The organism is Burkholderia sp. Bp8998, from assembly GCF_003854235.1.
GTDB lineage: Bacteria > Pseudomonadota > Gammaproteobacteria > Burkholderiales > Burkholderiaceae > Burkholderia.
On the sequence record NZ_QTQF01000018.1, the window covers coordinates 34,767 to 47,482 of the forward strand.

Consider the following 12,716-nt stretch of genomic DNA (forward strand, 5'->3'; position numbering starts at 1 on the left):
AAGCAGGCGGCGCGAGGGGCGCCGCTCCTGCCGGGTCGCGTCATTCCCCCATCGCAATCCCTTCCCGCCGCGGATCCGCGCCGCCGAACCACACCGTTTGCCCCTGCACGTTCAGCCGCTGGATGCCCTGCAGTCCCGAATTCATCTCGACGACCTGCACGTCATGCCCGCGCCCCTTCAGCCCGTCGACGAGCGCATCCGACACGCGGCCGCGTTCGAGCTGCGTCGGCCCGTTCATCGACCCGAAGTTCGGCAGCGCGATCGCCTGCTGCATCGTCATTCCCCAGTCGAGCACGCCGATCAGCGTCTTCGCGACGTGGTTGATGATCGCGGGGCCGCCGGCCGAACCGACGACCATCGTCACCTGCTTCGTCTGCTTGTCGAACACGAGTTCCGGCGACATCGCCGAGCGCGGCCGCTTGCCGGGTTGCACGCGGTTCGCGACGAGGCGGCCGTTCTCGCTCGCCACGAACGAGAAATCGGTGAGCTGGTTGTTCAGCATGAAGCCGCGCACCATCAGCCGCGAACCGAACGCGTCCTCGACGCTGGTCGTCATCGACAGCGCCTGGCCGTAGCGGTCGACGATCGCGATGTCGGACGTCGACGGCAATTCGGGGCTGCGGTCGTCGGCCAGCGCGAGCGTCGCGCCCTGCGGCGTGCCGGCCTGCGCGACGCCCATGCTGGTGTCGCCGATCAGGCGCGCGCGCTGCGCGAGATAGGTCCTGTCGGTGAGGCTCGCCCAGCTGCCGCCCGGCAGCGGCACGAAATCGGGATCGGCGACGTAGCGTGCGCGATCCGCATACGCGAGGCGCCCGGCTTCGCTGAACAGGTGCGCGGCGAACGGCGTCGGCTCGTAGCCGACTTCGTTGCGCACCGGCTTCTGCGCGCCGATCTGCTGCCAGTCGGGCATCGCCTCGAGGATGCCGAGCATCTGCGCGATCGCGAGGCCGCCCGACGACGGCGGCGGCATTCCGCACACCACCGAGCGCCGGTAGTCGGTGCACAGCGGCGCACGCACCTTCGCCTTGTAGCGCGCGAGATCCTGCAGTGACAGCAGGCCGGGATTGGTCGGGTGCTTGCGCACCTTCGTGACGATGTCGCGCGCGAGCGCGCCGGTGTAGAACGCATTCGCGCCGCGGTCCGCGACCTGGCGCAGCACGGTCGCGAGCGCGGGGTTCTTCAGCACCGTGCCGGCCGCTTTCGGCGTGCCGTCCTTGTTGTAGAAGTACGCGCGCGCGGCCGGGTCGTTCATCAGGTACTTGTCGTTCGCGATGAGCATCGCCAGGCGCGGGCTGATCGTGAAGCCGTGCTCGGCGAGCCGGATCGCGGGCTGGAACAGCCGGCGCCACGGCAGCTTGCCGTGCGCACGGTGCGCGGCGTCGAGCATGCGCAGCACGCCTGGCGTGCCGACCGAACGCCCGCCGACGACACCTTCGTAGAAGCTCATCGGCTGGCCGGTCGGGCCGTAGAACAGGCGGTCGGTCGCGGCGGCCGGCGCGGTCTCGCGGCCGTCGTACGCCTGCGTTGCCTTGCCGTCGAAATACAGCATGAACGCGCCGCCGCCGAGCCCCGACGATTGCGGCTCGACGAGCGCGAGCACCATCTGCGTCGCGATCGCCGCGTCGATCGCGGTGCCGCCGGCCTTCAGCATGCCGTAGCCGGCCTGCGTCGCGAGCGGGTTCGCGGCCGCGATCATGAAGCGCTGCGAGGTCCAGCCCGGCTTGTCGGTCCAGCCGGACGACAGTTCGGGCGCATGAACGCCGGGCAGCGGCACCGCGGCGCCCGATGCGGCGGCGACCGGGACGACGGCGCCCGACGGCGCGGACGGGGACGTGCAGCCGGCGCTGAACGTGACGAGCGCGACGAGCGCGAGCGCGGCGACAGGCGTCCAGGGACGCGAATGCGGACGAATCCGGTCGAACATTGAACCCTCGGCAACTGTGAAATCGAAGGGGGCGGCGGCGCCGGCGCGGCACGCGCCGTGCGCACGCGGCGCGCTATTGTCGCCGCGCAGCCGGCGGATTGTCATCAGACAAGAAACCCTGACGCATCCCGCCGGGCCCGCCCCGGCCGGCCTTTCCGGCCTGTTCGAGGATGAACTCTATGAACGTCGCGGTCGCGCGCGTGTGGTGCCGGTTCGGCATGTACAGCATGTACATGTGCGTGCCGAAGATGCTGAGCCGGTACGCGTCGAGCGACGTGACCACCGTGCCGCGCCGCATGTCGTCCTGCATCACGTAGTCGGGCACGATGCCGACGCCGATCCCGGCGAGGATCGCCTGGCGCAGGAACAGGAAGTTCTCCGAAATCAGCGTCGGCTCGAGCAGCACCTCGTGGCGTTCGTCGCCCAGATACGCGGCGATCCGCAGCTGCCGTCCAAGCACCGTCGCGGTGACGACCGGCGCGGCGGCCAGCGCGCCGAGGCTCGCGGGCATCCCGTGCGCGGCCGCGAACGCGGGCGACGCGCACGCGACGTAGCGCACCGCGCCCATGTCGCGCGCGACGAGGTTCTGCGGCGGCTCGGACATCACGCGGATCGCGATGTCGACTTCGTCGCGCATCAGGTCCTCCACCCGATTCTCGAACACCACGTCGAGCACGATGCCCGGATGCAGCCGCTTGAACGCGAGCAGCCAGTCGGACATCACCATCTGCCCGTAGCCGCTCGGCACCGACAGCCGCACGCGGCCCTGCAGGTCCTGGCCGAGCGTCGTCACCGATTCCTGCGCGGCGAGCAGTTCGTTGCGGATGCGCCGGCCGTGCTCGTACAGCTTCAGTCCGATCTCGGTCGGCTCGATGCGGCGCGTCGTGCGGCGCACGAGCTGCTGGCCGATCGAGCGTTCGAGCTGGTTCAGCCGGTAGCTGACGTTCGCGCGGCTCATCTTGAGCCGCTGCGCGGCCTTGCTCAGGTTGCCCGCGTCGAGGATCTCGACGAGCAGCGTCAGCGCGTTCAGGTCCATGCCTGGTGTCTCCTGTTCCGTCCCGTTTAACGACCCGAAACGGTTCGAAAGCATTCAATGTCAAGTCAGACTTGACAGCTTGTAAAGGCGTGCGGGAATTGTCAATGAATCTCGATCAATCGAGAATCGAGTCATGCCCGGCAAATATCGCCGGATCGTTTCCCGCCGCGCGGGATCAGGCTCGCGAACCGCCACCTCGCCGGCCCGGCGGCCGTTCCCGGCCGCGCGGCGCACCGCACTGGAGACACCATGCATTCACCCGTTTCCCCCGAAACATCCGTAGCCGGCACCGTCACGCGCGAACGGCGCGACAAGGTGCTCGTCGTCACGATCGACCATCCGCCCGTCAATGCGCTGTCCGCCGACGTGCGGCGCGGTCTCGCCGACGCGCTCGACGCCGCGCAGGCCGACGACGCGATCCGCGCGGTGCTGATCGTCGGCGCCGGCCGCAACTTCATCGCGGGCGCCGACATCCGTGAATTCGGCAAGCCGCCCGTGCCGCCGTCGCTCCCCGACGTGTGCGAGCGGATCGAGTCGAGCGCGAAGCCGGTCGTGGTCGCGCTGCACGGCGCGACGCTCGGCGGCGGCCTCGAGGTCGCGCTCGCCGCGCATTACCGGCTCGCGGTGCCCGGCGCGAAGCTCGGACTGCCCGAAGTCACGCTCGGCCTGCTGCCGGGCGCGGGCGGCACGCAGCGCGCGCCGCGCCTGATCGGCGCGAAGGCCGCGCTCGACCTGATGCTGACGGGGCGTCACGCGAGCGCCGACGAAGCGCTCTCGCTCGGCCTCGTCGATCGCGTCGCGCACAGCGACGACACGCTCGCCGAAGGGCTCGCCTATGCGCAGGAACTCGTGTCGCTCGGCGCGCCGGCGCGCCGCACGCGCGATGCGCAGGGGCTCGCCGATCGTGCGGCCGCGCAGGCCGCGATCGACGCGGCACGCGCCGACCTGGCGAAGAAGTCGCGCGGCCTGTTCTCGCCGGCGAAGATCGTCGACGCGGTCGAGGCCGCGCTCACGCTGTCGTTCGACGCGGGGATGAAGCTCGAACGCAGCCTGTTCCTGCAATGCATCGACAGCCCGCAGCGCGCGGGCCTCGTGCACGCGTTCTTCGCGGAACGCGAAGCCGCGAAGGCGCCCGAGGCGCGCCGCGCGAGCGCGCGTCCGGTCGAGCGGATCGGCGTGGTCGGCGGCGGCACGATGGGCGCGGGCATCGCGGTCGCGGCACTCGATGCAGGGCTGCCCGTGACGATGATCGAACGCGACGAAGCGTCGCTCGCGCGCGGCCGCGCGCACGTCGAGAAGGTGTACGACGGGCTCGTCGCGAAGGGGCGGATGACGCCGGCCGCGCATGCGGCGCGGCTCGCGCGCTTCAAGGGCAGCACGTCGTACGATGCGCTCGCGCAGGCGGACGTGGTGATCGAGGCCGTGTTCGAGGATCTGGCCGTGAAGCAGGCGGTGTTCGCCGAACTCGCGCGCGTGTGCAAGCCAGGCGCGGTGCTCGCGACCAACACGTCGTATCTCGACATCGACGCGCTGGCCGCCAGCATCGACCGGCCGGCCGACGTGATCGGCCTGCATTTCTTCTCGCCGGCCAACGTGATGAAGCTGCTCGAGATCGTTGTGCCGGTGCGCGTGAGCGCGGAGGTCGTCGCGACCGCATTCGCGCTGGCCAAGCAGCTGAAGAAGACGCCGGTGCGCGCCGGCGTATGCGACGGCTTCATCGGCAACCGGATCCTCGCGGTCTATCGCACCGCGGCCGATTACCTGATGGAAGACGGCGCGTCGCCGTACCAGATCGATCGCGCGGTGCGCGAATTCGGCTTCCCGATGGGGCCGTTCCAGGTCGTCGACCTCGCGGGCGGCGACATCGGCTGGGCGACCCGCAAGCGCCGCGCGGCGACGCGCGACCCGCGCGCGCGCTACGTGGAGATTTCCGACCGGCTGTGCGAGCGCGGCTGGTTCGGGCAGAAGACGTCGCGCGGCTACTACCTGTATCCGGACGGCGCGCGCGTCGGCACGCCGGACCCGGAAGTCGAGGCCATCGTCGCCGACGAGCGCGCGAAGAAGGGCATCGCGTCGCGCACGTTCACCGACGACGAGATCCTGCGCCGCTACCTCGCCGCGATGATCAACGAAGGCGCGAACGTCGTGCACGAGAAGATCGCGCTGCGCCCGCTCGACGTCGACGCGGTGTTCCTGTACGGCTACGGCTTCCCGCGCCATCGCGGCGGCCCGATGCACTACGCGGACACGCTCGGCCTCGCGAACGTGCTCGCGGACATCCGCGCGTTCGCGCAGGAGGATCCGCTGTTCTGGAAGCCTTCGCCGCTGATCGTCGAGCTGGTCGAGCGCGGCGCGAACTTCGCGAGCCTGAACCATATCGACTGAACGCAACCGCATTCGCAACGGACCCACGATGGACCTGAATTTCACCCCCGAAGAGGAAGCGTTCCGCGCCGAAGTGCAACGCTTCCTCGCCGCCGAACTGCCGGCGCGCATCGCGCGCAAGGTGAACGGCGGTCTGCATCTGACGCGCGACGACATGCGCGAATGGCACGCGATCCTCAATGCGCGCGGCTGGCTCGCGAGCCACTGGCCGCGCGAATACGGCGGCCCCGGCTGGAGCGTCGCGCAGAAGTTCCTGTTCGACAACGAATGCGCGCTCGCCGGCGCGCCGCGCATCGTCCCGTTCGGGCTGAACATGCTCGGGCCCGTGCTGATCAAGTACGGCAACGAAGCGCAGAAGCGCCACTGGCTGCCGCGCATCCTGGACGGCACCGACTGGTGGTGCCAGGGCTATTCGGAGCCGGGCGCCGGTTCCGACCTCGCGTCGGTGAAGACGAGCGCGGTACGCAGTGGCGATCACTACGTCGTGAACGGCCAGAAGACGTGGACCACGCTCGGCCACCACGCGAACATGATCTTCTGTCTCGTGCGCACCGCGACCGACGTGCGCAAGCAGGAGGGCATCAGCTTCCTGCTGATCGACATGAATACGCCGGGCGTCGAAGTGCGTCCGATCATCACGCTCGACGGCGAGCACGAGGTGAACGAAGTGTTCTTCACCGACGTGCGCGTGCCGGTGGAAAACCTGGTCGGCGAAGAGAACCGCGGCTGGACCTGCGCGAAATACCTGCTCACATACGAGCGCACCAACATCGCCGGCATCGGCTTCTCGACGGCCGCGCTGGAGCGGTTGCGCGCGGTCGCCGCGAAGGTGACGAAGAACGGCCGGCCGCTCGCGGACGATCCGTTCTTCGCGGCGCGCGTCGCACGTGTCGAGATCGAACTCGAGAACATGCGCACGACCAACCTGCGCGTGCTGGCCGCGGTCGCGGGCGGCGGCGTGCCGGGCGCGGAAAGCTCGATGCTGAAGATCCGCGGCACGCAGATCCGCCAGGAAATCACCGCGCTGATGCGGCGCGCGATGGGCCCGTACGCGCAGCCGTTCGTCGACGGCGCGCTCGACGCCGACTACGACGGCGAGCCGGTCGGCCCGGACGCCGCCGCGAGCGCCGCGCAGCAGTACTTCAACAATCGCAAGCTGTCGATCTTCGGCGGCTCGAACGAGATCCAGAAGAACATCATCGCGAAGATGATGCTCGGGCTGTAACGAGGAACGCGACGATGGATTTCCAGCACACAGAAGACCGCCGGATGCTGGCGGACACGTTGAACCGCTTCATCGCCGAACAGTACGCGTTCCCGGTGCGCGACCGCATCGCGCAGTCGGCCGAAGGTTTCGATCGCACGATGTGGCAGCGCTTCGCCGAGCTCGGCGCGGTCGGCGCGCTGTTTGCCGAAACCGACGGCGGCTTCGGCGGCGCGGGTTTCGATATCGCCGTGGTGTTCGAATGCCTTGGCCGCGGGCTCGTGGTCGAGCCGTTCCTCGGCGCGCTGCTTGCCGGCCGTGCGTTGTCGCTTGCCGGCGGCGACACGCATCGCGACAAGCTTGCCGCGCTGATCGACGGCAGCGCGAGCGCCGCGTTCGCGCACGACGAACCGGGCTCGCACTACGAACTGACGACCGTGCGCACGCGCGCCGAGCGTGCCGGCGACGGCTGGCTGCTGACGGGCGCGAAGGGCGTCGTCGACCAGGCCGCGCAGGCGGCGTTCTTCGTCGTCAGCGCACGCACGGCGGGCAATGACGACGACGCGGCCGGCATCGGCCTGTTCGTCGTGCCGGCCGACGCGCCGGGCGTGTCGCTGCGCGACTACCGGAAGATCGACGGCGGCCGCGCGGCCGAAGTGCGCTTCGAGCGCGTCGTGCTGCCGGCCGATGCCGCGCTCGGCGTGCCGTATGGCACACAAGACGGCGAAGCGGGCGCCGTGCTGCTCGAACGCGTGCTCGGCTACGGCCTGCTCGCGTTGTCGGCGGAGGCGCTCGGCGCGATGGACGTCGCGAAGGAAGCGACGCTCGACTACCTGCGCACGCGCAAGCAGTTCGGGCTGCCGATCGGCAGCTTCCAGGCACTTCAGCACCGGATGGCCGACCTGCTGCTCGAAGTCGAGCAGGCGCGCTCGGCGGTGATCAACGCGGCCGCGCAGCTCGATGCGCCGCGCGTGGTGCGCGAACGCGCGCTCGCCGCCGCCAAATACAGCATCGGCCGGATCGGCACGCTCGTCGCAGAGGAGAGCATCCAGCTGCACGGCGGGATCGGGATGACGTGGGAGCTGCCGCTATCGCACTACGCGAAGCGGCTCGTGATGATCGATCACCAGCTCGGCGACGAGGATCACCATCTCGCACGCTACATCGCGCTGTCGAAACAATAAGGACGAACACGCGAATGGAGGAGACAACGATGACGAACGACCCGCGTGCGTTGCCGCTGGCCGGCGTGAAGGTGCTCGATTTCTCGCGCGTGCTCGCGGGCCCGTGGAGCGCGATGGTGCTCGCCGATTTCGGCGCGGACGTGATCAAGGTCGAGCATCCGGCGCGCGGCGACGATACGCGCGACTGGGGGCTGCGGATCGGCGAGACCGAAACGACCTACTTCAACAGCGTGAACCGCAGCAAGCGGTCGATCTGCGTCGACCTGCAGACGGACGCCGGGCAGCGCATCGCGCGCGAGCTGGCCGCGCAGGCCGACGTGCTGATCCACAACTTCAAGTTCGGCGGCGCGGAAAAGCTCGGGCTCGGCTACGACCTGCTGGCCGAGCTGAATCCGCGGCTCGTGCATTGCGCGATTTCCGGCTACGACCGCTCGGGCCCGGAGGCCGCGCGGCCCGGCTACGACCTCGTCGTGCAGGGCGAGGCGGGGTTGATGGCGCTGAACGGCGAGGCCGGCCAGCCGCCGCTTAAGTTCGGCGTCGCGGCGGTCGACCTGTTCACCGGCATGTATTCGGCGCAGGCGATCCTCGCCGCGCTGTACCAGCGCCATGCGACCGGGCGCGGGCGGCGCATCGAGATGGCGCTGTTCGACTGCGGACTGATGATCACCGCGTACTACGGGCTCGACGCGCTGCTAATGGGCGAGGATCCGCCGCGCTACGGCAATGCGCATCCGTCGATCGTGCCGTACGGCGTGTTCGACGCGGCCGACGGCCCGCTCGTGATCACGGTCGGCAACAACGCGCAGTTCGCGCGTTTCTGCGACGCGATCGAGCGGCCCGACCTCGCCGCGGACGAACGCTACAAGACCAACCTCGGCCGCTCGGAGAACCGCGCCGCGCTGCTGCCCGAGATCCGCCGCGAACTCGCGCGGCGGCCGCGCGCGATGCTGCTCGCGGCGCTGGCCGGTGCCGGCATCCCGTGCGGCGAAGTGCTCGGGCTGCACGACGCGCTGACGTCCGAGCGCGCGACCCGCGCAGGGCTCGTCACGCGGCAGCCGCATCCGGTCGCGGGCGGCGTCGACGTGCTCGCGCCGCCATACCGCTTCGACGGCGCGCGCCTGCCGGTGCGCGGCGCGCCGCCGGTGCTCGGCGCCGATACGGACGACGTGCTCGGCGGCTGGCTCGGGCTGTCGGCGGCCGAGCTGGCGCGGCTGCGTGCGGACCGCGTGGTGTAGATCGATTCTCCCGCCGCGGCGCGGGCGGGGAGTCGACGCGCGCCGACCATGCCACACAACACCCCTCGCAATGACGAGTTGGAAATGGAGACACCATGGAGCTTTCCGTCATCGAATCGGTCACGGCGCGCCGCGACTACCAGCAGCTCGTGCGCGCGCGGCGCCGCTTCAGCTTCACGCTGACGGCGCTGATGATCGCCACCTACTACGGCTTCATCCTGCTCGTCGCGCTCGCGCCGCACGTGCTCGCCGCGCCGCTGTACCGCGGCGCGACGACGACGGTCGGGATCGCCGCGGGCGTCGCGATCATCCTGGTCGCGATCGGCCTGACCGCGTGCTACGTGCTGCGCGCGAACCGTGCGTTCGACCGCCGCGTCGACGCGATCCTGCAGCGTTCGTGATGGAGGCCGACATGCGACGCATCTCGAGCGCGCTCGGCGCGCTGGCCGTTCTCGTTTCCTCCGCCGCCCATGCGACCTCCGTCGCGGGCCCGATGCCCGACAAGGTCGAGCTGAACCCGGTCGCGATCGCGATGTTCTTCGCGTTCGTGTTCGCGACGCTCGCGCTCACGCGCTGGGCCGCGCGCCGCACGCGCTCGACGCGCGACTTCTACACGGCCGGCGGCGGCATCACCGGCCTGCAGAACGGGCTCGCGATCGCCGGCGACTACATGTCGGCCGCGTCGTTCCTCGGGCTGTCGGGGATGGTGTTCATGTTCGGCTTCGACGGACTGATCTACTCGATCGGCTTCCTGGTCGGCTGGCCGTTCGTGATGTTCCTGATCGCCGAGCCGCTGCGCAACCTCGGCAAGTTCACGTTCGTCGATGTGGTGGCGTACCGCTTCGCGCAGCGGCCGATCCGGCTGCTGACGTCCGCGAACGCACTGACGATCGTCGTGCTCTATCTCGTCGTGCAGATGGTCGGCGCGGGCAAGCTGATCCAGCTGCTGTTCGGGCTGTCGTACGGCACGGCCGAGCTGATCGTCGGCGTGCTGATGGTCGTCTACGTGTTCTTCGGCGGGATGACCGCGACCACCTGGGTGCAGGTGATCAAGGCGGTGCTGCTGCTGTGCGGCGCGACGCTGCTTGCATTGCTCGCGCTCGGCGAGTTCGGCTTCAGCGTCGACGCGATGTTCCGCCGCGCGGTGGCCGTACATCCGGGCGCGCTGTCGATCATGGGGCCCGGCAAGCTGATCCGCGATCCGGCCAACGCACTGTCGCTCGGCATCGCGCTGATGTTCGGCACGGCCGGCTTCCCGCACATCCTGATGCGCTTCTTCACGGTGCCGAACGCGAAGGAGGCGCGCAAGTCGGTGCTGTACGCGACGGGCTTCATCGGCTACTTCTATTTGCTGACCTTCGTGATCGGTTTCTCGGCGATCGTGCTGCTCGCGCAGCATCCGGAATTCTTCCGGCTCGGTGCGAACGGCACGTTCAACCTGACGCACGACCTGCTCGGCGGCTCGAACATGGTTGCGGTGAAGCTCGCACAGGCGGTCGGCGGAAACTGGTTCTACGGGTTCATCGCGGCCGTCACGTTCGCGACGATCCTCGCGGTGGTCGCCGGGCTGACGCTCGCCGGCGCGACCACGATCTCGCACGACCTGTATGCGCAGATGTGGGCGCGCGGCAAGCCCGACGAGCGGCTGGAGATGCGTATCTCGCGTGCGGCGACGATCGGGCTGTCCGCGGTCGCGATCGCGCTGTCGATCCTGTTCGAGCACGTCAACGTCGCGTTCATGGTCGGCCTCGTCGCGGCGGTGGCCGCCAGCGCCAATTTCCCGGTGCTCGCGATGTCGATCTTCTGGCGCGGGATGACGACGCGCGGCGCGGTGCTCGGCGGCGGCCTCGGCCTCGCGTCGGCAGTGGCGCTCACGGTGCTGTCGAAGTCGGTGTGGGTCGACGTGCTGCACCACGCGCATGCGCCGGTGTTCCTCGACAACCCGGCACTCGTGTCGGTGCCGCTCGCGTTCGTCGGGATCGTCGTCGGCTCGCTCGCGGACCGCGGCGAGCGCGCGCGACGCGAGCGCGACGCGTTCGCGCAGCAGGAGTTCTATGCGCAGACGGGGGTTCTGGCGAGCCGGGCTGTCCAGCACTGATTCGTCGGATGAAATCGCCCATCCGTCCGGATCGCCGGACGGATATTTTCCGGAAATCCGGAATCCCGGATTTCCTTGCCTGCCGCATTATGAGAAATACAATGAAAACAACGGCTTGAGGGGCTCCGGAAACCTGGCATCGACCTTGCGATATAAAGCGCACGGCCATCCCCCCGGCCGAACTACTACAGCAAGCAAGGAGACAATCGATGACCACTGCCTTCCTCCCCCTCCGGACGTCCTGAGGCATCGCTTGTTGCGGCACGGCAGCCGCGCGGGCGAGTGAATCTTCCCCTGTGACATTCGTCCGCGCGCGTGACGCCGTTTCCATCGGCTCATCTACTTCAGCAGGAACCATCGTGAAGAAGAAACCCTTCTACAAAGTGCTCTATGTGCAGGTGATCTTCGCCATCATCGTCGGCGTGATCCTCGGCCACTTCTATCCGTCGCTCGCCACCGAGATGAAACCGCTCGGCGACGGCTTCATCAAGCTGATCAAGATGGTGATCGGTCCGATCATCTTCTGTACGGTCGTCACCGGCATCGCCGGCATGGAGGACATGAAGAAGGTCGGCCGCGTCGGCGGCAAGGCGCTGCTGTACTTCGAGATCGTGTCGACCTTCGCGCTGCTGCTCGGCCTCGCGGCCACGCACATCCTGCGTCCGGGCGTCGGCTTCAACATCGATCCGGCGACGCTCGACGGCAAGGCCGTCGCATCGTACGCGGCGAAGGCGCACGGGCAGTCGACGGTCGACTTCCTGATGCACATCATCCCGAACACGATGGTCGATGCGTTCGCGCAGGGCGAAATCCTGCAGATCCTGCTGATCGCGCTGCTGTTCGGCAGCGTGCTTGCGCACCTCGGCGAGCGCGGCAAGGTCGTGACCGACTTCATCGACGGCCTCACGCGCGTGCTGTTCGGCATCGTGCACATCGTCACGAAGCTGGCGCCGATCGGCGCGTTCGGCGCGATGGCGTTCACGATCGGCAAGTACGGCGTCGGCTCGCTGGTGCCGCTGCTCAAGCTGATCGGCACGTTCTACCTGACGTCGGTCGTGTTCGTGCTGGTCGTGCTCGGCACGATCGCGCGCGCCACCGGCTTCTCGATCATCCGCTTCGTGTCCTACATCAAGGAAGAGTTGCTGATCGTGCTCGGCACGAGCTCGTCGGAAGCCGCGCTGCCGCAGCTGATGGAAAAGCTCGAGAAGGCCGGCTGCTCGCGTTCGGTCGTCGGCCTCGTCGTGCCGACCGGCTATTCGTTCAACCTCGACGGCACCAACATCTACATGACGATGGCCGTGCTGTTCATCGCGCAGGCGACCAACATCGAACTGACGTGGATGCAGCAGCTCACGCTGCTCGCGGTCGCGATGCTGACGTCGAAGGGCGCGAGCGGCGTTACGGGCGCGGGCTTCATCACGCTCGCCGCGACGCTCGCCGTCGTGCCGACGATCCCGCTGTCGGGCATGGTGCTGATCCTCGGCATCGACCGCTTCATGAGCGAATGCCGCGCGCTGACCAACATCGTCGGTAACGGTGTCGCAACCGTGGTCGTGTCGGCCTGGGAGAAGGAGCTCGACCGCAACAAGCTGCGCCAGGCGATGAAGGGCGGCGGCGAGGTCACGACGACCGAGACGGCCGGCGTCTGAC

At 68.8% G+C, this 12,716-nt stretch carries 9 protein-coding genes; 7 read left to right on the plus strand and 2 right to left on the minus strand.

Annotation, left to right across the window (positions count from 1 at the left end):
• Nucleotides 1-40 precede the first annotated feature (40 nt).
• Both ggt and DIE06_RS18935 read right to left on the minus strand, forming a co-directional pair.
• On the minus strand, nucleotides 41-1,924 hold the full coding sequence (ggt, locus tag DIE06_RS18930; protein WP_124662669.1) for a gamma-glutamyltransferase: 1,884 nt from the start codon (nucleotides 1,922-1,924) through the stop codon (nucleotides 41-43).
• 73 nt (nucleotides 1,925-1,997) lie between these two features.
• Nucleotides 1,998-2,960, minus strand: coding sequence for a LysR family transcriptional regulator (locus tag DIE06_RS18935; RefSeq protein WP_124486547.1), 963 nt, complete (start codon nucleotides 2,958-2,960; stop codon nucleotides 1,998-2,000).
• Between the two features lie 249 nt (nucleotides 2,961-3,209).
• Here DIE06_RS18935 and DIE06_RS18940 point away from each other — a divergent pair, with 249 nt between their 5' ends.
• From DIE06_RS18940 to DIE06_RS18970, 7 genes are all read left to right on the plus strand, one after another.
• Complete coding sequence (locus DIE06_RS18940) at nucleotides 3,210-5,345, plus strand: 3-hydroxyacyl-CoA dehydrogenase NAD-binding domain-containing protein (RefSeq protein WP_124662670.1); 2,136 nt, start codon at nucleotides 3,210-3,212, stop codon at nucleotides 5,343-5,345.
• Nucleotides 5,346-5,373: 28 nt separating this feature from the next.
• Nucleotides 5,374-6,570, plus strand: a complete 1,197-nt coding sequence (locus tag DIE06_RS18945; protein WP_124662671.1) for an acyl-CoA dehydrogenase family protein — start codon at nucleotides 5,374-5,376, stop codon at nucleotides 6,568-6,570.
• A gap of 14 nt (nucleotides 6,571-6,584) precedes the next feature.
• Nucleotides 6,585-7,733 (plus strand): acyl-CoA dehydrogenase family protein, encoded by a 1,149-nt coding sequence (locus DIE06_RS18950; protein WP_124662672.1) that lies wholly within the window; start codon nucleotides 6,585-6,587, stop codon nucleotides 7,731-7,733.
• A 29-nt stretch (nucleotides 7,734-7,762) separates the two neighbouring features.
• Entirely contained in the window at nucleotides 7,763-8,968 is a 1,206-nt protein-coding gene (locus DIE06_RS18955) for a CaiB/BaiF CoA-transferase family protein (protein ID WP_124662673.1), read from the plus strand.
• Between the two features lie 95 nt (nucleotides 8,969-9,063).
• On the plus strand, nucleotides 9,064-9,369 hold the full coding sequence (locus tag DIE06_RS18960) for a DUF485 domain-containing protein (protein WP_014895931.1): 306 nt from the start codon (nucleotides 9,064-9,066) through the stop codon (nucleotides 9,367-9,369).
• An 11-nt stretch (nucleotides 9,370-9,380) separates the two neighbouring features.
• Nucleotides 9,381-11,066: a cation acetate symporter gene (locus tag DIE06_RS18965; protein WP_124662674.1), complete on the plus strand. Its 1,686-nt coding sequence runs from the start codon at nucleotides 9,381-9,383 to the stop codon at nucleotides 11,064-11,066.
• A gap of 359 nt (nucleotides 11,067-11,425) precedes the next feature.
• Nucleotides 11,426-12,715, plus strand: a complete 1,290-nt coding sequence (locus tag DIE06_RS18970) for a dicarboxylate/amino acid:cation symporter (protein ID WP_124662675.1) — start codon at nucleotides 11,426-11,428, stop codon at nucleotides 12,713-12,715.
• Nucleotide 12,716 lies beyond the last annotated feature (1 nt).

Bases quoted from the DNA above. Each gene is read 5' to 3' on its own strand.
- ggt (WP_124662669.1), bottom strand. From the start codon at position 1,924: ATGTTCGACCGGATTCGTCCGCATTCGCGTCCCTGGACGCCTGTCGCC.
- DIE06_RS18935 (WP_124486547.1), bottom strand. From the start codon at position 2,960: ATGGACCTGAACGCGCTGACGCTGCTCGTCGAGATCCTCGACGCGGGC.
- DIE06_RS18940 (WP_124662670.1), top strand. From the start codon at position 3,210: ATGCATTCACCCGTTTCCCCCGAAACATCCGTAGCCGGCACCGTCACG.
- DIE06_RS18945 (WP_124662671.1), top strand. From the start codon at position 5,374: ATGGACCTGAATTTCACCCCCGAAGAGGAAGCGTTCCGCGCCGAAGTG.
- DIE06_RS18950 (WP_124662672.1), top strand. From the start codon at position 6,585: ATGGATTTCCAGCACACAGAAGACCGCCGGATGCTGGCGGACACGTTG.
- DIE06_RS18955 (WP_124662673.1), top strand. From the start codon at position 7,763: ATGACGAACGACCCGCGTGCGTTGCCGCTGGCCGGCGTGAAGGTGCTC.
- DIE06_RS18960 (WP_014895931.1), top strand. From the start codon at position 9,064: ATGGAGCTTTCCGTCATCGAATCGGTCACGGCGCGCCGCGACTACCAG.
- DIE06_RS18965 (WP_124662674.1), top strand. From the start codon at position 9,381: ATGCGACGCATCTCGAGCGCGCTCGGCGCGCTGGCCGTTCTCGTTTCC.